The organism is Streptomyces sp. NRRL B-1347 (assembly GCF_000720325.1).
In the GTDB taxonomy this organism is placed as follows: Bacteria; Actinomycetota; Actinomycetes; order Streptomycetales; family Streptomycetaceae; genus Streptomyces.
The window spans coordinates 121,930-144,800 of sequence record NZ_JOJM01000033.1 but is presented as its reverse complement, the minus strand read 5'-3'; the positions used below and the strand labels follow the sequence as shown (position 1 = coordinate 144,800).

At 73.7% G+C, this 22,871-nt stretch carries 24 protein-coding genes; 21 read left to right on the top strand and 3 right to left on the bottom strand.

All coding sequences use genetic code 11. From position 1 onward, the window contains the following. The 3 genes from IG74_RS0126130 to IG74_RS0126120 all read left to right on the top strand — a co-directional run. Positions 1-504: class E sortase (locus IG74_RS0126130; RefSeq protein WP_037826085.1), on the top strand; the 504-nt coding region annotated here is incomplete at its 5' end. Between the two features lie 11 nt (positions 505-515). After that, complete coding sequence (locus IG74_RS0126125) at positions 516-746, top strand: DUF3311 domain-containing protein (RefSeq protein ID WP_234334459.1); 231 nt, start codon at positions 516-518, stop codon at positions 744-746. Beyond that, entirely contained in the window at positions 743-2,293 is a 1,551-nt protein-coding gene (locus IG74_RS0126120) for a sodium:solute symporter family protein (protein ID WP_037826071.1), read from the top strand. Before IG74_RS0126125 ends, IG74_RS0126120 begins: the two co-directional genes overlap by 4 nt. Here the strand turns inward: IG74_RS0126120 and IG74_RS0126115 are convergent. Further along, on the bottom strand, positions 2,259-3,665 hold the full coding sequence (locus tag IG74_RS0126115) for an MFS transporter (protein ID WP_030682124.1): 1,407 nt from the start codon (positions 3,663-3,665) through the stop codon (positions 2,259-2,261). The two genes, IG74_RS0126120 and IG74_RS0126115, sit on opposite strands and share 35 nt — an antisense overlap. A 112-nt stretch (positions 3,666-3,777) precedes the next feature. Between IG74_RS0126115 and IG74_RS0126110 the strand changes: the two genes are divergently transcribed. From IG74_RS0126110 to IG74_RS0126090, 5 genes are all read left to right on the top strand, one after another. Next, positions 3,778-4,308, top strand: coding sequence for a winged helix-turn-helix transcriptional regulator (locus IG74_RS0126110; RefSeq protein WP_030682120.1), 531 nt, complete (start codon positions 3,778-3,780; stop codon positions 4,306-4,308). Between the two features lie 45 nt (positions 4,309-4,353). After that, positions 4,354-4,677: a DUF6412 domain-containing protein gene (locus IG74_RS0126105; RefSeq protein ID WP_234334458.1), complete on the top strand. Its 324-nt coding sequence runs from the start codon at positions 4,354-4,356 to the stop codon at positions 4,675-4,677. Positions 4,678-4,768: 91 nt separating this feature from the next. Continuing rightward, positions 4,769-5,533 carry a YidC/Oxa1 family membrane protein insertase gene (locus IG74_RS0126100; RefSeq protein ID WP_030682116.1) on the top strand — a complete coding sequence of 255 codons (765 nt, stop codon included), beginning with the start codon at positions 4,769-4,771 and terminating at the stop codon, positions 5,531-5,533. A 118-nt stretch (positions 5,534-5,651) separates the two neighbouring features. After that, positions 5,652-6,509, top strand: coding sequence for a fumarylacetoacetate hydrolase family protein (locus tag IG74_RS0126095; RefSeq protein WP_030682112.1), 858 nt, complete (start codon positions 5,652-5,654; stop codon positions 6,507-6,509). Between the two features lie 176 nt (positions 6,510-6,685). After that, entirely contained in the window at positions 6,686-8,362 is a 1,677-nt protein-coding gene (locus IG74_RS0126090; protein WP_234334457.1) for a choice-of-anchor A family protein, read from the top strand. Between the two features lie 18 nt (positions 8,363-8,380). Here the strand turns inward: IG74_RS0126090 and IG74_RS0126085 are convergent, their stop codons facing one another. Next, the gene (locus IG74_RS0126085) at positions 8,381-8,866 is read right to left on the bottom strand and encodes a heme-degrading domain-containing protein (protein WP_030682107.1); all 486 of its coding nucleotides are present in this window, start codon (positions 8,864-8,866) and stop codon (positions 8,381-8,383) included. Further along, positions 8,863-9,948, bottom strand: coding sequence for a Gfo/Idh/MocA family oxidoreductase (locus tag IG74_RS0126080; protein ID WP_030682105.1), 1,086 nt, complete (start codon positions 9,946-9,948; stop codon positions 8,863-8,865). Before IG74_RS0126080 ends, IG74_RS0126085 begins: the two co-directional genes overlap by 4 nt. A 56-nt stretch (positions 9,949-10,004) precedes the next feature. Between IG74_RS0126080 and IG74_RS0126075 the strand changes: the two genes are divergently transcribed. The 13 genes from IG74_RS0126075 (at position 10,005) to IG74_RS0126015 (ending at position 22,820) form a co-directional block, all read left to right on the top strand. Continuing rightward, positions 10,005-11,177, top strand: coding sequence for an ROK family transcriptional regulator (locus IG74_RS0126075; RefSeq protein WP_030682102.1), 1,173 nt, complete (start codon positions 10,005-10,007; stop codon positions 11,175-11,177). Between the two features lie 196 nt (positions 11,178-11,373). After that, on the top strand, positions 11,374-12,093 hold the full coding sequence (locus tag IG74_RS0126070) for a hypothetical protein (RefSeq protein WP_030682099.1): 720 nt from the start codon (positions 11,374-11,376) through the stop codon (positions 12,091-12,093). 173 nt (positions 12,094-12,266) lie between these two features. After that, on the top strand, positions 12,267-13,091 hold the full coding sequence (locus IG74_RS0126065; RefSeq protein WP_420709942.1) for a GntR family transcriptional regulator: 825 nt from the start codon (positions 12,267-12,269) through the stop codon (positions 13,089-13,091). A gap of 160 nt (positions 13,092-13,251) precedes the next feature. Further along, on the top strand, positions 13,252-14,373 hold the full coding sequence (locus tag IG74_RS0126060; RefSeq protein WP_030682092.1) for a TIGR03364 family FAD-dependent oxidoreductase: 1,122 nt from the start codon (positions 13,252-13,254) through the stop codon (positions 14,371-14,373). A 5-nt stretch (positions 14,374-14,378) separates the two neighbouring features. Beyond that, the gene (locus tag IG74_RS0126055; protein WP_324607515.1) at positions 14,379-15,071 is read left to right on the top strand and encodes a phosphonatase-like hydrolase; all 693 of its coding nucleotides are present in this window, start codon (positions 14,379-14,381) and stop codon (positions 15,069-15,071) included. Next, positions 15,068-16,123 (top strand): ABC transporter ATP-binding protein, encoded by a 1,056-nt coding sequence (locus IG74_RS0126050; protein ID WP_030682087.1) that lies wholly within the window; start codon positions 15,068-15,070, stop codon positions 16,121-16,123. Before IG74_RS0126055 ends, IG74_RS0126050 begins: the two co-directional genes overlap by 4 nt. After that, on the top strand, positions 16,116-17,072 hold the full coding sequence (locus IG74_RS0126045; protein WP_107059022.1) for a 2-aminoethylphosphonate ABC transporter permease subunit: 957 nt from the start codon (positions 16,116-16,118) through the stop codon (positions 17,070-17,072). Before IG74_RS0126050 ends, IG74_RS0126045 begins: the two co-directional genes overlap by 8 nt. Further along, complete coding sequence (locus IG74_RS0126040; protein WP_030682083.1) at positions 17,059-17,877, top strand: ABC transporter permease; 819 nt, start codon at positions 17,059-17,061, stop codon at positions 17,875-17,877. Before IG74_RS0126045 ends, IG74_RS0126040 begins: the two co-directional genes overlap by 14 nt. A gap of 51 nt (positions 17,878-17,928) precedes the next feature. Then, on the top strand, positions 17,929-18,999 hold the full coding sequence (locus IG74_RS0126035; protein ID WP_030682080.1) for a 2-aminoethylphosphonate ABC transporter substrate-binding protein: 1,071 nt from the start codon (positions 17,929-17,931) through the stop codon (positions 18,997-18,999). A gap of 160 nt (positions 19,000-19,159) precedes the next feature. Beyond that, positions 19,160-20,656: an alkaline phosphatase family protein gene (locus IG74_RS49695; RefSeq protein ID WP_030682077.1), complete on the top strand. Its 1,497-nt coding sequence runs from the start codon at positions 19,160-19,162 to the stop codon at positions 20,654-20,656. A gap of 81 nt (positions 20,657-20,737) precedes the next feature. Then, complete coding sequence (locus tag IG74_RS0126025; RefSeq protein ID WP_030682074.1) at positions 20,738-21,517, top strand: HAD-IIA family hydrolase; 780 nt, start codon at positions 20,738-20,740, stop codon at positions 21,515-21,517. Positions 21,518-21,597: 80 nt separating this feature from the next. Beyond that, positions 21,598-22,137 carry a hypothetical protein gene (locus IG74_RS0126020; RefSeq protein WP_030682071.1) on the top strand — a complete coding sequence of 180 codons (540 nt, stop codon included), beginning with the start codon at positions 21,598-21,600 and terminating at the stop codon, positions 22,135-22,137. A 59-nt stretch (positions 22,138-22,196) separates the two neighbouring features. Beyond that, on the top strand, positions 22,197-22,820 hold the full coding sequence (locus tag IG74_RS0126015) for a class F sortase (protein ID WP_078869038.1): 624 nt from the start codon (positions 22,197-22,199) through the stop codon (positions 22,818-22,820). The last annotated feature ends 51 nt before the right edge of the window (positions 22,821-22,871 follow it).

Here is a 22,871-nt window from a genome sequence, read left to right as displayed (position 1 = left end):
GACCACCGAGATCTACCCCTCTCTATTCGTCGGCAGCGTCAGATGTGTATAAGAGACAGCCCCTACGCCGTCCTCCGCATCCCCCGCCTCTCCCTGCGCGTCCCCGTCGCCGAAGGCATCAGCAAGGCTGGGGTGCTCAACAAGGGGTATGTCGGCCACTACCCGCGCACCGCCCAGCCGGGGCGCCCCGGCAACGTCGGGCTCGCCGGGCACCGCAACACCCACGGCGAGCCCTTCCGGCACCTCGACCGGCTCCGCCCCGGCGACCGGCTGGTCCTCGCCACCCGCGAGGCCACGTACACGTACGCCGTCGGGAAGGTCCTGCCGCGGACCTCCGCCCGCGACGGCGGGGTCCTGAACGCGGTGCCGCGCAGCGGCGTGCGGGCGGGGTACGGGTACCGGACGCCCGGGTACTACCTCACGCTCACCACCTGCACCCCGGTCCACACCTCCCAGTACCGGCTCGTCGTGTGGGGGAAGCTGCGTTCGATGGTGCCTCGGTAGGCTGACGCCCCGTGATCATTCGCCGTCAGCCGCGCGCCCCGCGCCGAACGCAGCTGCTCTGGCTGCTCGTGCCCTTCGTGCTGTACCTGGGGGCGCTGCCCTTCGCCAACCGGGTCGATCCGGTGGTGCTCGGGCTGCCCTTCCTGTTCGTGTGGCTGCTCGCCGCCACGCTCCTGACACCGGTCGCGGTGTGGCTCACGTACCGGGCCGACCGCAAGAGGCGGACGGGGCGGCGCTCGTGAACACCGCCGTCGCCACCTCCGTCTTCGGCGTCTTCATGGTCGGCACGGTCGCGCTCGGGCTCCTCGCCGTGCGGGGCCGCGGCGGGCAGGGCGGGCTCACCGAGTGGTCGGTGGGCGGGCGTTCGCTGGGGCCCGTGTTCATCTGGGTCCTGATGGCGGGCGAGGGGTACACGAGCTTCAGCTATCTGGGGGCCGCGGGCTGGGGGTACAACTACGGGGCGCCCGTCCTCTACGTCGTCGCGTACATGTCCTGCGGATACGCGGTCGGGTACGTCGTCGGGCCGCTGCTGTGGGACTACGCGCGACGGCACGGGCTCGTCAGCGTCAGCGACATGGTGGCGCACCGCTTCGGCCGGCCCTGGCTCGGCGCGGGCGTCGCCGTGCTCGCGACGGTGTTCCTGCTGCCGTACATCCAGTTGCAGATCACGGGGATGGGCGTGGTCGTCTCGACGATCTCGTACGGCGCGATCAGTCTGAACTGGGCCTATTTCATCGGGTTCGCCGTCACCACCGGGTTCGTGGTGGTGAGCGGCCTTCGCGGCAGCGCGTGGGTGTCCGTGCTCAAGGACGTGCTGGTGATCGGCACGCTCGCGTTCCTCGCGGTGTACGTGCCGCTGCACTACTTCGACGGGTACGGGGACTTCCTCGACCAGGTGGTGAGCGAGAAGCGCGACTGGCTCACGCTGCCGGGGCACGGCGGTTCCCCGTACGGCGAGGCGTGGTTCGCCACGACGTCGTTCCTCAACGCGCTCACCGTCGTGGTCTTCCCGACCACCGTCGCCGGGTACCTGGGCGCGCGCAACGCCGACGCCCTGCGCCGCAATGCCATCTGGCTGCCCGCGTACAACGTCCTGCTCTTCGTGCCGATGCTGCTCGGCCTCGCGGCGCTCTTCGTGGTGCCGGGGCTGACCGGGGCCGGGTCGAACCTGGCCCTGTTCAAGCTGGTGGTGGACTCGCTGCCCGCGTGGGCCGTCGGTGTCATCGGGGTCGCGGCCGCGCTCTCCTCCATCGTGCCGATGGCGGTGTTCATGCTGGTCATCGGGACGATGTGGGGCAGCAGCGTGCTGTCCCTGCTGCCCCGGTGGCGCTCGCCCGCGCGGCAGAAGCTCGCCTCGCAGGGCGTCGTCGTGGCCGCGGGCGCGCTCGCCCTGGTCCTGACGTACGCGACGCCCAACACCCTCGTACGGCTCTCGCTCATCTCGTACGAGGGGATGGCGCAGCTCGTGCCGATGCTGCTGCTCGGCCTGGTGTGGCGGCGGCTCAGCCTCGCGGGGGCGCTGAGCGGGCTCGTCGTGGGCGTCGCGGTGGTGTGCGGCCTCGTCTTCACCGACCGCGACCCGGTGTTCGGCGTGAACGCCGGAATCGTCGCGCTCGGCGTCAACCTCGCGGTCGCGCTCGTCGTGTCGTACGCCGGTCCCGCGGACCGGGACCCCCGGCCCGACGCGGAGGTGCTCGCGCGCGACCCGGTCGACGACGAGGACGACGACGCGGGTGACGCGGGCGGCGGCGACGTCAGCGGCGCCGTTCCCGCAGCGTCAGGACGGTGAGCGCGGCCAGGACGCCGAGGCCCGCCGACACCAGCAGGGCCACGTCCGTGCCGTGCGCGAGCGCGGCGGGCGAGGAGCCCGAGGCCGTGGACACCGCGATCATCAGGGCGACGCCCGCGGCGGAGCCGATGTAGCGGGCGGTGTTGCCCGCGCCCGAGCCCATCGCGGCGCGCCCGGGCGGCACCGACTCGACGGCGAGCAGCGGAAGGGCGGCGTTCAGCAGGCCGCTGCCCACGCCGGAGAGCAGCAGGCCGGGCAGCAGGCGCGGCCAGGAGCCCGCGGCGGCCGCGCCCAGCATCGTCACGGCGGCGACGGCGTGCAGCAGGAACCCGGCGGCGAGCTGCGCCCCCGCGGAGACCCGGCCCGCGAGCCGCCTGGCCTGGAGGGCGACCAGGAAGCCGGTGCCCGCCCAGAGCATGAACAGCCAGCCGGTGCCCGTCGCGGACAGGCCCAGGGTCCGCTGGAGCACCGTCGGCAGATAGCTGAACAGGGCGATCACCGAGAGGCCTGTGAACAGGCCGCCCGCCGACGAGGCGAGGAACAGCGGGCGGCGCAGCAGGCCGAGGTCCAGCATCGGCGTCGACGTACGGCGTTCCACGTACGTGAACGCGGCGAGCAGGACGGCGGCGGCAAGGAGCAGCGCGCCGACGGGCAGCCGCAGCCAGCCGTCGCGGCCCAGGGTGAGCGCGGCGAGCAGGGCGACGAGCGCGAGACCGAAGGTCAGCGCGCCCACGAGGTCGGGGCGGCCGGGCCGCGGCGCCCGGGACTCGGTCAGGGCGCGCGGGCCGATGACGCCGATGGCGAGGGTGGCCAGGGCCATGACGGCGTACGGCAGGCGCCAGTTCGTGAGCGTGGCGAGGGCGCCCGAGACGACCGGCGAGAGGGCTATGCCGCCGCTGACGAACGCGCCCCACACGCCGGTCGCCCGGATCCGCCCGGGCCCGGCCGGGTACGCCTGCGCGATCAGGCCGAGGCTGGCGGCGAGCACCGCGGCGCTCGCCGCGCCCTGGACCACGCGGGCGAGCGTGAACATCCACGTCGAGGTGGCGAGGGCGCCGAGCGCCGTGGTGACGCCGAGGGCGTACGTCCCGCACAGGAAGACCCGGCGCCGGCCGTGGTCGTCGGCGAGGCTGCCCGCGACGAGGAGCAGGGCCGCGAGCCCGAGCGGGGTGCCGTTCAGGAGCCAGGCCTGCGCGGACAGGGAGGTGCCGAGCGCGGCGGCGGTGTCGGAGAGCGTGACCATCGGGGCCGTGTACGTCATCAGGGCCATGAAGGTCGCGGCGCTGGTCAGGGCGAGGGTGCGCGCGGGGGACGCGGCGCGCACGGGGGCGGCGGGGGAGGCCGTGGCCGCCGCGGTGGCTGTGCGTGGCATGGGTGGGTGCCCCTTCGGGAGTTCATTCATTGAACCTGTAGCGTGCAACGACCGTAGCAGGGGTCGGTTCAATGAATGAACCTTTGGTCGCCGAAACGGCTACAGTGGGGCCATGGCTCTCGGCAAGGACTACGCGGCGCAGGAGTGCTCCATCGCCCGCGCCCTGGAGGTCGTCGGCGAGCGCTGGACCCTGCTCGTCGTGCGCGACGCGCTCTACGGCGTCCGCCGCTACAACGACTTCCTCGTCCACCTCGGCATCCCGCGCGCGGTCCTCGCCGCCCGGCTCCAGACGCTCGTCGACGCGGACGTCCTGGAGAAGCGGCCCTGCGCGGAGGCGCCCCGGCGCCACGAGTACGTGGTGACCGAGCGGGGCCGCGCCCTGTGGCCGACGCTGCGCGCGCTCAGTGCCTGGGGTCGCGAGACCTCGGCCGACGCCGCGCCGCTGCGCTACTTCCGGCACGCGGCGTGCGGTACGGAGCTGGGGGCGTCGGGGGAGTGCCCGGCCTGCGGTCGGCTCGTGCCGGTCGGCGACGTGGAGATGCTGCCCGGCCCCGGACTTGATCCGGAACCCAGTGATCCGGTCAGCCGGGCGCTGCTCGCGCCCCGACGCCTGCTTCAGCCCGTCGTCACTGATCCTGTATAAACAGCAGCAGACGCGTACGCACAGAGGTTCGGAGAGGGGGCGGCCTTGATCAAGGAACTGGTCAAGCGCTGGGGCGCGGCCCTGCGGCCCGCCGTCCTGCTGTTCGTCCTGCTCGTCGAGACCGTCCTCGCCGACACCGGCAGCCTCGTGGGCGCCGTCGCGTTCGCCGCGACCGCCGCCGCGGGCTCCGCCCTCGCCCTGTGCTCCCTGCTCGCCGCGCGCTCCGCGCCCGCCGTGCCACGCACCCGCGTGCGCACCGCCATCCGCGACCGCGAGCGGCGCACCGCCTTCCTGCCGCAGCGCGACCCCGACGCCCGGGGCCGCACGCGCCCGCGAGCGCCCGGCCGTCCCCTCCTGACGGCCGCGTAGGGAACCCCCGGCTCCACCTCCCGGACCCCGCGCGGGTCGTCATGCCGACGCACCTCACCCCGGCACGACGAGACCCCCGGAGGGCTCACCCATGTCTTTCATTGCCGACCTGGTCGCGCGCCTCGCCGACCTGCTCGAACCGCTGTTCCACGGCTCCGCCATGGCCGCGGCCATCGTCCTGGTCACCGCCTGCGTACGCCTCCTGATCCACCCGCTGTCCCGGGCCGCCGCGCGCGGCCAGAAGGCGCGCGCCAAGCTCAACCCGCAGATCGCCGAGCTCCGCAAGAAGCACGGCAAGAACCCGGAGAAGCTCCAGAAGGCGGTCCTCGAACTGCACCGCAAGGAGAACGTGTCGCCGCTGGCCGGCTGTCTGCCGGGCCTCTTCCAGCTGCCCGTGTTCTTCCTGCTCTACCACCTGTTCTCCAACTCGGACATCGGCGGCGAGGCCAACGCGCTCCTCGACCACAAGCTGCTCGCGGCGCCGCTCGGCGGGCGCTGGGCCGACGCGCTCGGCGACGGCGGCGTCCTCGGCGGGGCCGGGCTCGTCTACCTGGTCCTCTTCGCGCTCGTGGCCGCCGTCGCCACCTTCAACTACCGGCGTACGAAGCGGCAGCTGGCCGGGGCGCCGCTGCCCGGGGCCCAGGGCGGCGAGCAGATGCCCGGGGCGCAGGCGATGGCCGCGATGACCAAGTTCATGCCGCTGATGTCCTTCATGACGCTGTTCTCCGTGGCGGTCGTGCCGCTCGCGGCCGCGCTGTACATCGTGACCAGCACGACCTGGAGCGCGGTGGAGCGGGCCGTCCTGTACCGGAACATGCCGCAGGGGGCGGCGGGAGCCATGGCCACGGCCATGTGACGGTCCAGTACGTGAACGGGGTCTTGCGGGCCGGACAGCGAGCTTGGAGGATCGGCCGAACCTCCGATGGCGCCGCACCCCCATCGGCCGGGCCACGCTCGACCAGAGGGAGACAGACATGAAGCTGCTGCGAGTCGGTACCGCGGGCGCCGAGCGTCCGGCGCTGCTCGACGCCGGGGGCACGCTGCGCGACCTGTCCGGCGTCGTCGGCGACATCGACGGCGCGCTGCTCGCCGACGCCGCCGCGCTCGCCCGCGTGCGGGCCGCCGCCGACGCCGGTGACCTGCCCGTGCTCGACGCGGCGGGGCTGCGGATCGGGCCGCCGCTCGCGCGGATCGGCAAGGTCGTGTGCATCGGCCTCAACTACCACGACCACGCCGCCGAGGCGGGCGCCGAGCCGCCCGCCGAGCCCGTCGTCTTCCTGAAGGCGGCGGACACGGTGGTCGGTCCGAACGACACCGTGCTCGTGCCGCGCGGCTCGGTGAAGACGGACTGGGAGGTCGAGCTGGCGATCGTCATCGGGCGCACCGCGCGCTATCTGGAGTCGTACGAGGAGGCGCTCGCGCACGTCGCGGGCTACGCGGTGGCGCACGACGTGTCCGAGCGCGAGTTCCAGATCGAGCGCGGCGGGACCTGGGACAAGGGCAAGAACTGCGAGACCTTCAATCCGCTCGGCCCCTGGCTGGTGACGGCGGACGAGGTGCCGGACCCGCAGGCCCTGTCCCTGCGGCTGTGGGTCAACGGCGAGCTGAAGCAGGACGGCACGACGGCCCAGCAGATCTTCCCGGTGGCGGAGGTGGTCCGCTACGTCAGCCGGTTCATGACGCTGTACCCGGGCGACGTGATCAACACGGGGACGCCCGCCGGGGTCGCCCTCGGCCGCCCCGAGCCCAAGCCCTATCTGCGGGCGGGGGACGTGGTGGAGCTGGAGATCGACGGGCTCGGCCGCCAGCGGCAGGAGCTCAAGGACGCCTGACGCCGGGGCGGGCCTTCGGGACGGGGGGCCTCCCGCCGTGAGCAGCCCCCCGGCACCCCCGCTTGGCCCGCCGCTGGTCGGCCTAATGGGGGCCGTGCTGAGCGTGTCTACCGCAGCGGATGTCTGGAATACGCATATTTCCAGGTATGCGAAGAAAAAGCTCAGCATATCTAGCGGTGGCCGTCACGGTCGCGGCGGCCACCGTCCTCGGCGGCCTGGCGGGGCAGGGCGTCGCCGACCCCCTGCCCGGCGGGCTCGGCCCCTGTAAGGGCGATGCCTGTCCGGGTACGTACCCCGAGGTCAACAACGGTCCCGTGGCAGGCCGCGACGCGAACATCAACGTCTTCGTCGGCGAGGACATGCTCATCCGCGAGGCGGCGGCGGAGGCCGAGGGCAAGGTCGTCGTGCTCGGCGACTTCGACATGAACAAGCGGGCGGGCGCCTCGCAGATCTACAACGTGGGCGTCGCCGGCGTCGGCTCGCGCGTGCCGCCGCCCAACGGCTCGGACTTCCTGACCACCGGCGGCGACCTGACCGTCGCCACGGGCCAGCGGCTGCTCGCCGAGGAGGCCAGCGTCTCCGGACGCGTCGTGTACGAGGGTACGGCCAGCGGCACGGTCGCCCCGCCCGCGGTGCAGGAGGCCGGGGTCGCCGACCAGTACGCCGCGCTGCCCGGCCAGCTCACCGCGGCCAGCCAGTGCTACGCGTACGACAACGGCGAGAAGCGCGCGACCACCGGCACCGCCACGTACACCGGCACCGGGACCACCTTCACCGGCGACGGCACGTCCGACCTCCAGGTCTTCGACGTCGACTTCGACCTCGCGAGCCCCAACGGCGGCCAGCAGGGCATCACCTTCGCGGGCATCCCGGCCGACGCCACCGTGCTGGTCAACCTGTACGGCACGGCACGCCAGATCAACACGTACGTGGGCGGGTTCCCCGACGGGCTGCGCGAGCGGCTCCTGTGGAACTTCCCGGACGCGACCGAGGTGCAGTTCAACGGCACCGCGCAGTTCGCGGGCAGCGTGCTCGTGGGCTCGGCGGGAAGCACCTCGACGGTGCGGATGCCGGGCATGAACGGGCGCTTCTTCACGGTGGGCTCGCTGACGCACACCTCGGGGGCCGGGGGCGGGCAGGAGTTCCACAACTACCCGTTCAACGGGGACCTGCCGTCGTGCACGACGCCTTCGCCTTCGCCGTCCCCGTCGGACAGCGAGAGCCCGTCGCCGTCTCCGTCTCCGTCGGACAGTGACGGTCCGTCGCCGTCTCCGTCTCCGTCGGACAGCGAGAGCCCGTCGCCGTCTCCGTCCCCGTCGGACAGTGACGGTCCGTCGCCGTCTCCGTCCCCGTCGGACAGCGAGAGCCCGTCGCCGTCTCCGTCCCCGTCGGACAGTGACGGTCCGTCGCCGTCTCCGTCTCCGTCGGACAGTGACGGTCCCTCGCCGTCCCCGTCTCCGTCCGACAGCGATGGCCCGTCGCCGTCCCCGTCCCCGTCGGACAGTGACGGTCCGTCCCCGTCTCCGTCCCCGTCGGACAGTGACGGTCCCTCGCCGTCCCCGTCGCCGTCGGACAGCGATGGCCCGTCGCCGTCTCCGTCGCCGTCGGACAGCGATGGTCCGTCGCCGTCCCCGTCGCCCTCCGACAGTGACGGCCCGTCCCCGTCCCCGTCCCCGACGGACTCGCCCACGCATCCGACCCCGCATCCCACCAAGAGCCCTGACGAGATGGCGCACACCGGTGCCTCCTCCGGGGAGCTCGCGCTTGTCGGCGGGATCGCCGCGGCGCTGCTCGCGGCGGGTGTCACGGTCGTGGTGACGGTACGCCGCCGCCGCGCGGGAGAGTTCGAGTGACGGACCCCCACCCGGGCGTCAGGACGCGGTGAACCGCTCCAGGGCCTCCACCACCAGGGCGTGATCCGCCACTTGGGGGAGGCCCGAGACGGTCACCGTGCCGATGACGCCCACGCCCGCGACCCCGATCGGGAACGCGCCGCCGTGCGCCGCGTACCGGTCGGGGTCGAGGCGCGAGGAGTCCTCGAACGTCGTGCCCTTGGCCCGGAACCGGCTGCCCACCAGGTACGAGGAGCAGCCGTACCGCTCGACGACGCGGCGCTTGCGGTCGATCCAGGCGTCGTTGTCCGGCGTGGAGCCGGGCAGCGCCGCGTGGAAGAGCTGCTGGCCGCCGCGCCGGATGTCGATCGCGACGGGCGCCGCGCGCTCGCGCGCGAGCTCCACCAGGAGGCAGCCGAGCGCCCAGGCGTCCTCGTGGGTGAAGCGGGGCAGCGTGAGGCGGCGCTCCTGCTCCTCGATCTCCTCGACGGAAGGGGCCGTCGGTCCGGCGGGCCGGGTCGTCACAGCGCCACCGCCACGCCCTCGCGGGCCGAGCGGCGCGCGGCCTCCAGGACGTCCAGGGCCGCGGCCGCCTCGTGCGCGGTGACCGGGTTGTCGCCCTCGCCGCGCAGCGCCGCGGTCACGGCCGCGTAGTACGCGGGGTAGTCGCCCGGCAGCGTGGGCTCGGGGCGGCCGCCGCCGGTCAGCGGGGACTCGCCGGAGCCGACCCGGCCCCACATGCACTCGGGCTCCGTGCCCCACGGGCCGTCGGCGTCCTCGCCGCCGGGGCGCCTGCCCTCGCGCAGGGCGGCCTCCTGCGGGTCCAGGCCGTACTTCACATAGCCCGCGGTCGAGCCGAGGACGCGGAAGCGCGGGCCGAGCTGGGCCGCGGTCGCGCTCACGTACAGGTGCGAGCGGACGCCGTCGGCGTGCGTGATCGCGATGAAGGTGTCGTCGTCGGCCCGCGCGCCCGGGCGCCGGACGTCCGCCTCCGCGTACACGCGCACCGCCGGGCCGAAGAGCACCAGGGCCTGGTCGACGACGTGGCTCCCCAGGTCGTACAGGAGCCCGCCGATCTCCTCGGGGTCGCCGGACTCGCGCCAGCCGCCCTTGGGCTGCGGGCGCCAGCGCTCGAAGCGGGACTCGAAGCGCCAGACGTCGCCGAGCTCACCGGCCGCGAGCAGCTTGCGCAGCGTACGGAAGTCGTTGTCCCAGCGGCGGTTCTGGAAGACGGACAGGAGCAGACCGCGTTCGTCGGCGAGCGCCGCGAGCTCCCGGGCGTCGGCGGCCGTGCCCGCGAGCGGCTTGTCCACGACGACCGGCAGACCCGCCTTGAGCGCCGCGGTCGCGAGCGGTACGTGCGTCTTGTTCGGCGACGCGATCACGACGAGGTCGAGCTCGTCGGCGCGGTCCAGAAGCTCGCCCGCGGCCGCGGCCGTCCGGCTGCCGTACGCCGTGGTCGCCTCGGCCTGCCGCTCGGGGTTCGACGTGACGACCGTGTCGAGCGCGAGGCCGTCGGTCGCGGCGATCAGCGGGGCGTGGAAGACGGAGCCCGCGAGGCCGTAGCCGATGAGGCCGACGCGGAGGTCGTTCTTGCCTTCAGTCATGAACTCCACTTTGGCAACGCTGTTGCCAAAGTGCAAGCGGCGGCGACAATGGAGGGGTGAACAGGGCTGACTCCGGTACGACCGGTCCGACGGGGGCGAATCAGCGGGCGCTGCGCGGGCACAACGCGGCGGTCGTGCTCGAACTGCTGCGTGCCGCGGGGGGCGAGGGGGTCAGCCGCCTGGAGCTCGCGGCGGGGGCGGGGCTCACGCCGCAGGCCGTCAGCAAGATCGTCGCGCGGCTTCGGGGGGAGGGGCTCGTCGCGGACGCGGGACGGCGGGCCTCCACCGGGGGGAAGCCGGCGACGGTGCTGCGGCTCGTGCCGGAAGCGGGGGGTGCGGTGGGGGTGCATCTGGAGCGGGACGCGCTGGTGGCCGTCCTCGTGGATCTGGCGGGGGTCGTGGTGGCCGAGCGGCGGGTGGGGGTGGACTTCTCGGCGGGGGCCGACGCCGTCGTGGGTGCGGTGGCCCGGGTGGCCGGGGAGCTGGTGGGGGCGGCTTCCGCCGGAGGCGGTGGTGCGGTGCTGCCCACAGGGCGAGAGCCGTCCGGCGTGCTGGGCGTGGGGGTTGCCCTGCCGGGCCCCCTCGATCACACGCGCGGTGTGCTGCATCGCGTCACCGGGTTTCCCGGGTGGGACGGGTATCCCTTGCGGGACGCGTTGGGGGCGCGGCTCGGGTTGCCGGTGGTGGTGGACAAGGACACGAACGCGGCGGCGCTCGGGATCGCCCTTGCCGGGGACGCGGAGTCGTTCGCGTATCTGCATCTGGGGACGGGGCTCGGCGCGGGTCTCGTGCTCGGGGGCGGCCTGTACCGGGGGCCGCGCACCGGGGCGGGGGAGTTCGGGCACCAGGTGGTGCTGCTCGACGGGCCCGTGTGCGAGTGCGGCGACCGGGGGTGTCTGGAGGCGCTGTGCCTCGCGGCCGTCGCGCGCGGCGACCTCGAAGGGGCGGCCCGGCTGCTCGGCACCGGCGCGGGCAACCTGGTCTCGCTCCTCGACATCGACCTCGTGCTGCTCGGCGGGCGGACCGTGGCGGCCGCCGCGGACCTGTTCGTGCGGGGGGTCGGGGACGTCGTGGCCGCGCGCTCCCGGCGCGAGGGCGCGCGCGATCGCGTCGGCGTGGGGATCGCGCCGGGCGGTGAGCGCGGAGTCGCGGAGGGGGCCGCGCAGTTGGTGCTGGCCCCGCTGTTCGGCCGCGCGGACGCGGCGCTGCCCGCCCGCGGGACCGGCTGACGCGCGGCTTGCGCGCGGTCTGATCGGCTGTTCGAGGGGAATTCGGCGGGCGACCGGCCGCAAGGAGTGGCGACGGCGGGGCGCGGTCGCGCGTCCGTGGCAGGGTCGGCCACGGCCTGTTGCCTCCCGGCGGGGCAACAGGGCACGTCCCGGCGCGAGTTCGACGCGCCCCGCCCGCGCTCAGCAAAGGTCCCGCATGCGACTCCGCTGCCGCCTGGCCGCAGGCGTCACCGCCGTGGCCGCCACCCTGGTGCCCGCCGTGGCCGGGGCCGCCGCGGCCGAAGCGGCCCCGTACTCCGGGCACCGCGGCGCCTGCGCCGCCCCCGCATCCGCCGACTTCCCCGTCCGGGCCCGCGTCCGCAAGGGGCCCGCCGTCTACTACGCGGGCGGCGGCTACGGCCGCTGGTCGCTCCGGCTTGTGAACACCACCGGCGGCGTCTGCGAGCACATCCACCCCGTCGTCGTACTCGTCGACCGGAAGGGCGAGCTGCGGCCCGGGCAGGCGCAGCTGGAGTTCCGGGCCGGGGGCCGCTGGCGGGCGGTCGCGTTCGAGGGGGCCGGGCGCGGGGAGAACGTCGGGGTCCTCGACGACGGGGCGGGCGGGTTCACCGCGCGGCCCGGCGAGCCGGTGAGCGTGCCGCTGCGGCTCGCGTTCACCTCCGGCGCCGTGTCCGACCGCGTGGTGGCGAGCGCCGCCGTCGTCCAGCGCAAGGGCGAGGACGGCGACTGGGTGGGGGAGTCCGACGAGTACCCGTTCGCCGTCGTCGGCGACGGCGGCTCCTGGCCGTCGCCCGGCGAACTCGCGAGGACCGGCCCGAGCGCCCTCCTCGGCCTCGGAGCCACCGCGGCCACCCTCCTCCTCACCGGCACGGCCCTGGTAGCGGCATCCCGCCGCCTCCCGACCAGAGACCGCTGAACCGGGCGCAGGCCCGGGGCCCGCCCTGCCCGGCGGCGGGGGCGTTCGGGGCAGCGCCCTGAAGGGGCGCGGGGAACTGCGCGCCCAGCCACGACGAACCCGCAGACGGCGAACGGCCCATCACGGCAACCCCGGCGGAGCCCTTGGGGCACCGGGGCCAAGCCCCGGCCGTCATGCCTGGCCGCACGGCCGCGTGCGACGATCCCCCCGTGGACCACCAGGACAACCCCATCGCCGCCCCGCCCGCGCACCTGCGCGGCCAACTGCCCGGCGCACCCATCCGCTCCGGCATCCCCGAGCACGGGCGCATCCCGAAGTACTACGCGGTCAAGGCCCGGATCGCGGAGCTGATCGAGGAGTTGGGCGTGGGCCGGGCGCTGCCCACCGAGCGGGACCTCGCCGAGCGGTACGAGGTGGCGCGCGAGACCGTGCGGCAGGCGCTGCGCGAGCTGCTGCTGGAGGGCAGGCTGCGCAGGCAGGGGCGCGGCACCGTCGTCGCGGGGCCCAAGCTGGAGCAGCCGCTGTCCCTCGCCAGCTACACCGAGGGCGTGCGCAGACAGGGCCGCACCCCGGGCCGCAACCTCATCTCCCTGGACCGCTTCCCCTGCCCGGCCGCCCTGGCCGCCGACATCGGGGCCGCGCCGGACGAGCCGGTCTGGCACATGGAGCGCGTCCTGCTCGCCGACGACGAGCGGGTGGGCCTGGAGAGCACGTACGTCGCGGTGGCGCGGGTGCCGCGGCTCGATGAGGACTTCGACCCCGACTCGTCCTTCTACGCGTATCTGCGCGACCGGCTCGGCATCGTGTTCGGGGACGCCGACGAGCGCATCGAGACGGTGCTCGCGACGCCGCGCGAGGCGCTGCTCATCGGGACGCCGCCCGCGCTTCCGATGCTGCTCCTGCACCGCGCGTCGCGGGACACGGAGGGCGGTCCGCTGGAGCGGGTGCGGACCCTGTACCGGGGAGACCGCTTCTCGTTCACGACGCACCTCGGCTGAGCCCTCGGCCCAATCGGGTCCAACTGCCCCTTTCCGGGCGTCACTTGGGCCCTTTTGATTACGGAACGATAACGGGTCTAGGCCAAACTTGCTCGGCAGTTCACCCTTTGGTTGCCATCCGGCCCACACCGGGTCACCCGCCGAAAGGAGCGTTGTCGCCGTGAGAGTCATCGTCGTAGGAGCAGGCGTGGTCGGAACCATGCACGCCTGGCACGCAGTGGAGCGCGGCCACGAGGTCGTACAGATCGAGCGCGAGAGCGAGGCCCGGGGCGCGTCCCTGCGCAACTTCGGGCAGATATGGGTCAGCGGCCGCGCGGGCGGCGAGGAGCTGGAGACGGCCCTGCGCGCCCGCGAGCTGTGGGAGGGCATCGGCGCCCGCGTCCCGGGCCTCGGCTTCCGTGCCAACGGGTCGCTGACCCTGGTGCGCACCGAGCGGGAGCGCGCCGTCGCCGAGGCCGCGCTCGCCCGGCCCGACGCCGCCGCCCGCGGCTACAAGCTGCTCGCCCCCGAGGAGGCCCGCGCGCTCAACCCGGCCCTGCGCGGCGACTTCGCCGCCGCCCTGTGGTGCGAGCGGGACGCCGCCGTCGAGCCGCGCACCGCGCAGCTGCGCCTGCGCGAGGAGCTCCTGAAGTCCCCGCGCTACACCTTCCTGCCCGGCCGCGAGGTCCGCGACGTGACCGGCCCCGCGTCGGTGCGCGACGACCACGGCGACGTGCACACCGGCGACGCCGTCGTGCTGTGCACCGGCGCCTGGCTCGGCGGCCTCGTCCGCGAGCTTGCGCCGGAGCTCCCGGTGCGCCGGGTGCGGCTCCAGATGATGCAGACCGACCCGCTGGGCGAGCCGCTCACCACGTCCGTCGCCGACGCCGACAGCTTCCGCTACTACCCGGCCTACCGGTCCCCGGAGCTGGACGCCCTCAACGCCGGGCAGGCGCAGCCCGCCACGGCCGCCGCCCACAAGATGCAGCTGCTCATGGTGCAGCGCGCGGACGGCGGCCTGACCATCGGCGACACCCACGAGTACGAGCACCCCTTCGCCTTCGACACCGTCGAGGACCCCTACGACCACCTCACCGAGGTCGTCGAGGGCTTCCTGGGACGCCCGCTGCCGAAGGTCCGGCGGCGCTGGGCGGGGGTGTACGCGCAGTGCGTCGACACCAGCAGGGTCGTGCACCGCGAGCAGGTGCGCGACGGGGTGTGGCTGGTCACCGGGCCCGGCGGGCGCGGCATGACCTGCTCGCCCGCGATCGCCGAGCAGACCGCCAACGAGCTGGGATGGTGAGAGAGTTGAACGCGCACATCAAGCTGGCCGTACTCGACATGGCCGGGACCACCGTCGCCGACGGCGGCCTGGTGGAGCGGGCCTTCGCCGCGGCCGCCGGAGAGCTCGGCGTGGAGCCGGGCTCGCCCGACCACGCGGCGAAGCTCGACTACGTCCGCGCCACCATGGGCGAGTCCAAGATCTCCGTCTTCCGGCACCTGTTCGGCGCCGAGGACCTGGCGCGGCGCGCCAACACCGCCTTCGAGAAGGCGTACGGCGAACTGGTCGACGGCGGCCTCGTCGCACCGCTCGCCGGGGCCCGCGAAGCCATCGACGAACTCCGGGCCGACGGCCTCACCGTGGTCCTGACCACGGGCTTCGCCCGCGTCACCCAGGACGCGATCCTGGCCGCCCTCGGCTGGCGGGACCTGGCGGACCTCACCCTGTGCCCCGCCGACGCGGGCGGGCGCGGGCGCCCCTACCCGGACATGGTGCTCGCCGCCTTCCTCAGGACCGGCGCCGCCGACTCGGTGCGCGAGATCGCCGTCTCCGGGGACACTGCGTACGACATGCGCAGCGGCGTCCGCGCCGGCGCCGGGATCGTGGCGGGGGGGCGCACCGGCGCCCACGACGAGCCCGCCCTGCGGGACGCCGGAGCCACGCACGTGCTGCCGTCGGTCGCGGAACTGCCCGCCCTGATACGGGGCTTCGGGTCATGAGCAGCGGCATACGCTTCGACTCGGTCACCGTCTCCTACGGCGGCAACGTCGTCCTCGACTCCCTCGACCTGACCGTCGGGCCCGGCGAGGTCATGGCGCTGCTCGGGCCCTCCGGGTCCGGCAAGACCACCGCCCTGCGGGCCGTCGCCGGATTCGTGACGCCCGCCGCCGGACGGGTGTTCATCGGCGACCGCGACGTGACGGGCCTGCCGCCGCACCGGCGCGGCATCGGCATGGTCGTCCAGCAGTACGCGCTGTTCCCGCACCTGCGCGTCGACGAGAACGTGGCGTTCGGCCTCAGGGCGCAGAAGGCGCCCAAGCCGGAGATCCCGGCACGCGTCGCCGACGCCCTGGAGATGGTCGGCATGGCCGGGTACGCCAAGCGCTACCCGCGCGAGCTGTCCGGCGGGCAGCAGCAGCGCGTCGCCATCGCCCGCGCCCTGGCCATCCGGCCGGGCGTGCTCCTCCTCGACGAGCCGCTGTCCGCGCTCGACGCGCAGCTGCGCTCCGGGATGCTCGCCGAACTCGCCCGGCTCCACCGGGAGCTGCCGGACGTCTCCATCCTGTACGTCACCCACGACCAGGTCGAGGCGCTCACCCTCGCCGACCGGATCGCCGTCATGGACCGGGCCCGGCTGCGGGACGTGGGCACGCCGCAGGAGCTGTACCGGCGCCCGCGCACGGAATTCACTGCCTCCTTCGTGGGCAACGCGAACCTCCTGCCGGTGTCCGTGGGCGAGGGCCAGGTGTCCCTCGGCGCGGCCGAGGTGAAGGTCGCCACGGACGGGGTGGCGGCCGGGGTCACGGCCACGCTGTGCGTGCGGCCGCACCTGATGGGGCTCGGTCCCGGGCCCAACGCGCTGACCGGGAGCGTCACGGAGGTGCAGTGGCGTGGGGCCACGCACCGGCTGTACGTCGACGTGGGCGGGCACGCGGTGAAGGCCGACGTGCGGGAGCTGCGGGAGCCGCCCGCGCTGGGCGCGGAGGTCACGCTGCACTTCGCGCCCGAGGACGCGGTGCTGCTGTCCGCAGGGGTGAACGGCGATGGGTGACCTTGGCTCGGGCCTGGTGGAACACGGGGCGGCACCTTCGGCTGTGCCCACCCCTCCCCAAGCTCTCGGCTCCGCTCGAGCAGGGGATGCCCCACTCGCCCTGCGGAACGATTGCCCACAGGGCAGGAGACAAGTGCCTGCCTTCGTCTGGGCGTTGCCGCCACTCGCTCTGCTCGGGCTCGTGTTTCTCTATCCGCTTGCCCTTGTCGTGCAGCAGTCCGTGCGGCCGGATACGGGGGGTACGTCCCTCCAGCCGTATGCCGATGTGTTCGCCTCGGAGTCCTTCCGGGACGCGCTCGGGACCACCGTGTGGCTGGCCGTGGGGGCGACCGTCGGGTGTCTGGTGCTCGGGTTCGTGCTCGCGCTGGTCATCGCGTTCGTGCCGTTCCCCGGCGGGAAGGCCGTCGCCAGGTTCATCGACGTCTTCCTGTCCTTCCCGTCCTTCCTCATCACGCTCGCGCTGCTGTTCATCTACGGCACCAAGGGCATGGCCAACGGCCTGTGGACGGACGCGACCGGGAGCGGCGACGGGCCCTTCCAGTTCCTGACCACGCCGTGGGGCGTGCTGCTCGCCGAGATCACGTACTTCACGCCGTTCGTGATGCGGCCGCTGCTCGCCGCCTTCTCGCAGCTCGACACCGCGCAGCTGGAGGTGGCCTCCAGCCTCGGCGCGCGGCCCGCGCGGATCGTGCGGAAGGTGATCCTGCCGGAGGCGCTGCCCGCGCTCGCGGCGGGCGGCAGCCTCGTCCTGGTGATGTGCCTGAACGAGTTCGGGATCGTCCTGTTCACCGGGGCCAAGGGCGTCACGACCCTGCCGACCCTCATCTACGGCAAGGCGATGCTGGAGTCCGACTACCCGGCCGCCTGCGTCGTCGCCGTCGTCAACATCGCGATCTCCGTGGGCCTCTACGGCCTGTACCGGGTGGTGAGCCGTCGTGCTGGTGCATAGCCGCAAGGGCAAGTGGGGGCTGTGGGCGGTGTTCGCCGTCCTCTTCCTGCCGGTGTTCGCGCTGCCGCTCGCCGTCATCGTCGCGGCCTCGTTCGCGGGCCACTGGTCGGGGGCGTTCCCGTCCGCGTTCACCACCGAGCACTACTCGGCGGCGACCCGGGGCGAGTCCCTGGAGGCCCTCACCACCAGCCTGCTCACCGCGCTCGGCGCGAGCGCCCTCGCCCTGACCGTGGGCACCTGGGCCGCCCTGGCCGCCGACGCCCTCAAGCGGCGCGGCGGCGGCGTCTCGCGGCTGTGGGGCCGGGTGCTCGACACGCTGTTCATGCTGCCCGTCGCCGTGCCGTCGGTCGTCGTCGGGCTCGCGCTGCTCGTCGCCTTCAGCAAGCCGCCGATGATCCTCAACGGCACGTCCACGATCGTCGTCCTCGCGCACGCCGTCCTCGTCACGGCCTTCGCGTACCAGTCCGTATCGGCGGCCGTGCGGCGCCTCGACCCGGCGTACGAGCAGGCCGCCGCGTCCCTGGGCGCCCGGCCCGGCTACGTCCTGTGGCGGGTGAAGCTGCCGCTCCTCCTGCCGTCCCTGACGGCGGCGGCCGGCCTCTGCTTCGCCCTGTCCATGGGCGAGCTGAGCGCCACGATGATGCTCTACCCGCCGGACTGGACGCCGCTGCCCGTGCGGATCTACGCGGCCACCGACCGCGGGGCCGCCTTCACCGGGGCCGCCCTCGCCGTGGTCCTCATGGCGGCGACGCTGCTCGTCCTGTTCGCGGTGTCGCGCGTGCGCACCCGCGCCTCCTACCGCTGACCCGTCCGACCCCTCCATCCGCGCAAGCCTCTTCAAGGAGCACGACACGTCATGCGTACCGTCACCCCCGTCCGCGCGCTCGCCGCCCTCGGCGGCTGCGCCCTGCTCGCCACCACCCTCACCGCCTGCGGCGGCGACTCCGCCGCGTCCGACGCCAAGGTCGTCACCGTCTACAGCGCCGACGGCCTGAAGGGCGAGAACGGCGACGGCTGGTACGACCGGGTGTTCAAGGACTTCGAGAAGAAGACCGGCATCGAGGTCAAGTACGTCGAGGGCGGCTCCGGCGAGATGGTGCAGCGCGCCGTCCGCGAGAAGTCCAACACCCAGGCCGACGTCCTCGTCACACTGCCGCCGTTCATCCAGCAGGCCGACGAGAAGGGCCTGTTGCAGGCGTACGAGCCCGCGGGCTCCGCACAGGTCGACGGCGCGAACAAGGCGCCCGACGGCAAGTGGACCGCCGTCGTGAACAACTACTTCGGCTTCATCTACAACAAGCAGGAGCTGAAAGGCTCCAAGGCCCCCAGGACCTGGGACGAGCTGACCGACGGCGCGTACAAGAACAAGATCCAGTACTCCACGCCGGGCGTCGCGGGCGACGGCACCGCCGTGCTCATCAAGGCCGTGCACGACTTCGGCGGCAAGGAGCCCGCCCTGAAGTACCTGGGCAAGCTCCAGTCGAACAACGTCGGCCCGTCCGCCTCCACCGGCAAGCTCGCGCCCAAGGTCGACAAGGGCGAGCTGCTCGTGGCCAACGGCGACGTCCAGATGAACTACGCCCAGTCCAAGGACATGCCCAACCTCGGCATCTGGTTCCCGGCCAAGGAGGGCAAGAAGCCCACCACCTTCGCGCTGCCCTACGCCGCGGGCCTGGTGAACAAGGCCCCGCACAGCGCCAACGCGAAGAAGTTCCTCGACTACCTCCTCAGCAGGACCGCCCAGCGGCAGGTCAGCGAGATCGGCGGCGGCTTCGCGGCCCGCAAGGACGTCAAGGCCACCGACGCCAACGCCATCGCCCTCGACAAGCTCGTGGACGGTGTCGAAGTCTTCGAGCCGGACTGGGACGATATCTCCAAGAACCTCACGGAGTACGTGGACGACTGGAAGTCCGCGACCGGCAGCTGACCCCACCCCTCCCCACCCCCCCCACATACACCCGCATCTCCCGTCAACGCCCCTGCGCAGCCAGGGGCGTTGCCATGCCTGCCCGCATGCTTCACCCCTGCACCCCCGGCACCCCCTGCACCCTCGCACTCTCCTCACCCCCGTCACCTCTGGAGGAACCGTGTCCCACGGCATCCGCCGCCGTTCGCTCCTGGTCTCCGCCGCGGCCCTCGCCACCGCCGCCGGGCCCCTGTCGGGCCTCGCCCGCGCCGCCGCCGCGCGCAAGCCCAAGGTCCTGGTCATCGGCCTCGACGGCGCGCTCCTGAAGCGGATCGAGGACGCTGCCGCGCCGCGCCTGAAGTCCCTGATGGCACGCGGCCTCACCGCCCCGAGCAGCATCTACGCCAACCCGCTCGCCCCCACCATGTCAGGGCCCGGCTGGTCCACGCTCCTCACCGGCGTCTGGCCCGACAAGCACAAGGTCGTGAACAACGACTTCACCGGCCACGACCTCGCCCGCTACCCCGACTTCATGACGCGCGCCGAGGCCGCGAAGCCCGCCCTGCGCACCTACGCCGTGTCGTCCTGGGCCCCCATCACCGACACGATCTTCTCGTCGAAGGTCGATACCCGCGTCTCCACGCCGTCCGCCGAGTACGACGCGGGCACCACGAAGCGCGCCGTCACCGCCCTCACCGACGGCGACCCCGACGCCGTCTTCCTCCAGCTCGACAACATCGACCACGCCGGACACGCCGACGGCGCCGCCAGCCGCGCCTACCTCGACGCCATCCACGGCGCCGACGCCCAGGTCGGCCGCATCCTCGACGCCATGACCGGGCGTCCGGCGTACGGGGACGAGGACTGGCTGGTCATGGTGACCGCCGACCACGGCCACACCGACGCGGGCGGCCACGGCGGCTCCAGCTGGCCCGAGCGGCAGACCTTCCTCATCGCCGTCGGGGGCGGGCTCACCGCCGGTTCCGTACGGCACGACGTGCGCATGCCCGACGTCGCCGTCAGCGCGCTCGCCCACCTCGGCGTCGCGGTCGACCCCGACTGGGGCCTGGACGGCCGCCCCGTGCAGCAGCCGCGCCCGGACGCCTTCGACGCGCTGCGCGACCGGCTCGAGCCGCGCGTCGACGAGACCGGCATCGGCTCCGGCGTCATCGGCTTCACCCACACCCCGCCGGACGGCTGGAGCGTCGACAACACGCGGATGGGCGGCGGAGGCGTCACCGAGTGGCGCGGCTGGTCCTTCACCACGGACGAGTTCTGGACGAAGACCGAGCGCGACCAGCAGCGCGAACTCAACCTCAGGGCCAGGAACGTCTTCGCCGTCGCCGACGGCGACGAGTGGTCCGACAAGTCCGTCACCGGCACCTTCGACTCCACCCTCGTCAGCCCCGCGTACGAGGTCACGGGCGGCGCCCCGGCCACGCTCACCTACACCACGTTCTACCGCCAGGAGTCCCCGCAGCAGGGCCAGGTGCTCGTCTCCTACGACGGCGGGGCGCCCGCCGTCGTCAAGACGTACACCGCCGACACGCCCTCCGTCGTGGAGACCGTACGGCTCCAGGTCCCCGCCGGAGCCCGGACCGCGCGGGTCCGCTTCCGCTACACCGGGGGCAACAACTGGTACTGGGTGATCGACGGGGTCGGGATCAAGCCTTCCTGATTAGGCTTGGGGCGTCGGCACAGCGTCGTTCCGACGCCCCGCAAGCCACTTGCTTCACGCAGACCCGCAGGAGTGCACCCCATGGCAGAGCGCAAGCCCATCGAATCGTGGCTCACCGACATGGACGGGGTGCTCATCCACGAGGGCGTGCCGATCCCCGGCGCCGACTCCTTCATCAAGAAGCTCCGCGAGTCCGGCAAGCCGTTCCTCGTGCTCACCAACAACTCCATCTACACCGCCCGCGACCTCCAGGCCCGGCTGACCCGCATGGGCCTCGAAGTGCCCGTCGAGAACATCTGGACCTCGGCCCTGGCCACCGCGAAGTTCCTCGACGACCAGCGGCCCGGCGGCACGGCGTACGTGATCGGCGAGGCGGGCCTGACGACCGCCCTGCACGACATCGGGTACGTCCTGACCGACCACGACCCGGACTACGTGGTGCTCGGCGAGACCCGCACGTACTCCTTCGAGGCCATGACCAAGGCCGTGCGGCTCATCAACGACGGGGCCCGCTTCATCTGCACGAACCCGGACGAGACCGGACCCTCCACGGAGGGGCCGCTGCCCGCCACCGGCGCCGTGGCCGCCCTGATCACCAAGGCGACCGGCAAGAAGCCGTACTTCGCGGGGAAGCCGAACCCCCTGATGATGCGGACGGGCCTGAACGCCATCGGGGCGCACTCCGAGACGAGCGCGATGATCGGCGACCGCATGGACACGGACGTCCTCGCCGGCCTCGAAGCCGGGATGGAGACCTTCCTCGTGCTCACCGGGCTCACCTCCCGGGCCGACATCGACCAGTACCCGTTCCGGCCCTCCAAGGTCGTGGACTCCATCGCCGACCTCGTCGACCGGGTCTGAGACCGGCGCGGCCCGGACGGGTGTGCTGAGGATGCGCTGACGCCCCGCGCGCGTGAATCTGCTGGTACAGGAGGTTCACGATGCGCATATGTTCGCTTGCCGTGCGTGGCGCGGGGGCTCTCGCCCTCGCGGGCGCGCTCGCGGGGGCGCCCGCACCGGCCGTCGCGCACGACCAGGACCAGGTCAGGGCCCAGGTCGCACCCGCCGACGCGGTGCCGGGCGGGCAGGTCGAGGTACGGGTCTCGGGGTGCCGCGGCACGACCGGTGCCGCGGGCTCCGGGGCGTTCGCGAAGGACGCCGCGCTGACCGGGAGCGGCGGTAAGTCGCTCACCGGGTCCGCGCGGATCAGGGCCGGGATCTCGGGAACGTACGAGATCACCGTGACCTGCGACGGACACCCGCACCAGGGCGTCGGCACCGTCCGGGTCGGCGGCGCCCAGGCCACGCCGCAGGCGCCCGTGCGGGCCGGCGGGGGCGGCACCGCCGATCTGCAGCCCGTGGCCGCGGTCGCCGAGGAGGCCGGGCCCGGCACCCGGCACGCCGTCGTCGGCCTGGTGCTCGCGGGGGCCGCCGCCGTCGCCGTGGCCCTGCGCAGCGTCCGCCGCCGCCGCTCCGACTGACCGTGGCCGGGCCCGAGCCCGAGGGCGCCGACGCCCCGCACGGCACCAGGCGCCTCGTCATGGGCATGGCGTGGGCCGTGCTGCTCGTGGGCCTGTGGCTGTGGGGCAACGAGATCACCGACGTGCGCGGCGGCCTCTCCGACCCGACCACCGGGGACGTCGCCGCCGTCGGGCGGCCCCCCGGCCTCGCCCTGCCCCGCCCGCACGAGCCGCTGGCCGACGCCCGCCCGCAGCGCGTGGACGTGCCCTCGATCGGCGTACGGGCCCCGGTGGTGGCGCGCGGCCTGGACGCGGCGGGCGCGATCGACCCGCCGCCGTACGGACAGGCGGGCGTCGTCGGCTGGTACGGCGGCGGGGTGCGGCCCGGAGCCGCAGGGGCCGCGCTGCTCGTGGGGCACGTGGACACCGAGAGCAGGCCCGCCGTCTTCTACCACCTCAGCGCCGTGCGGCCGGGCGAGAAGGTGCGGGTGGTGCGGGACGACGGGGCCGTCGCCGAGTTCACGGTGGACGACGTCCAGGTGATCGGCCGGGACGACTTCGACGCGAAGACGGCCTACGGCCCCCGCCGGGAGGGCCGCGCCGAGCTGCGCCTGATCACCTGCGGCGGCACCTTCGACCGCGCGAGCCGCACGTACTCGGCGAACGTGGTCGTCTCCGCCTACCTCACGGCTACGGACCCTTAGGCCTGCCGCCGGTCAGCGCCCCCGAAGGGGCGCGGGGCTGTATGCATGTGC

What these genes read in the sequence shown, in the direction of transcription:
- IG74_RS0126115 (WP_030682124.1), bottom strand. Translation starts at nt 3,665, where the DNA reads ATGCCACGCACAGCCACCGCGGCGGCCACGGCCTCCCCCGCCGCCCCC.
- IG74_RS0126110 (WP_030682120.1), top strand. Translation starts at nt 3,778, where the DNA reads ATGGCTCTCGGCAAGGACTACGCGGCGCAGGAGTGCTCCATCGCCCGC.
- IG74_RS0126100 (WP_030682116.1), top strand. Translation starts at nt 4,769, where the DNA reads ATGTCTTTCATTGCCGACCTGGTCGCGCGCCTCGCCGACCTGCTCGAA.
- IG74_RS0126095 (WP_030682112.1), top strand. Translation starts at nt 5,652, where the DNA reads ATGAAGCTGCTGCGAGTCGGTACCGCGGGCGCCGAGCGTCCGGCGCTG.
- IG74_RS0126080 (WP_030682105.1), bottom strand. Translation starts at nt 9,948, where the DNA reads ATGACTGAAGGCAAGAACGACCTCCGCGTCGGCCTCATCGGCTACGGC.
- IG74_RS0126070 (WP_030682099.1), top strand. Translation starts at nt 11,374, where the DNA reads ATGCGACTCCGCTGCCGCCTGGCCGCAGGCGTCACCGCCGTGGCCGCC.
- IG74_RS0126065 (WP_420709942.1), top strand. Translation starts at nt 12,267, where the DNA reads ATGCCTGGCCGCACGGCCGCGTGCGACGATCCCCCCGTGGACCACCAG.
- IG74_RS0126050 (WP_030682087.1), top strand. Translation starts at nt 15,068, where the DNA reads ATGAGCAGCGGCATACGCTTCGACTCGGTCACCGTCTCCTACGGCGGC.
- IG74_RS0126045 (WP_107059022.1), top strand. Translation starts at nt 16,116, where the DNA reads ATGGGTGACCTTGGCTCGGGCCTGGTGGAACACGGGGCGGCACCTTCG.
- IG74_RS0126035 (WP_030682080.1), top strand. Translation starts at nt 17,929, where the DNA reads ATGCGTACCGTCACCCCCGTCCGCGCGCTCGCCGCCCTCGGCGGCTGC.
- IG74_RS0126025 (WP_030682074.1), top strand. Translation starts at nt 20,738, where the DNA reads ATGGCAGAGCGCAAGCCCATCGAATCGTGGCTCACCGACATGGACGGG.
- IG74_RS0126020 (WP_030682071.1), top strand. Translation starts at nt 21,598, where the DNA reads ATGCGCATATGTTCGCTTGCCGTGCGTGGCGCGGGGGCTCTCGCCCTC.
- IG74_RS0126015 (WP_078869038.1), top strand. Translation starts at nt 22,197, where the DNA reads ATGGGCATGGCGTGGGCCGTGCTGCTCGTGGGCCTGTGGCTGTGGGGC.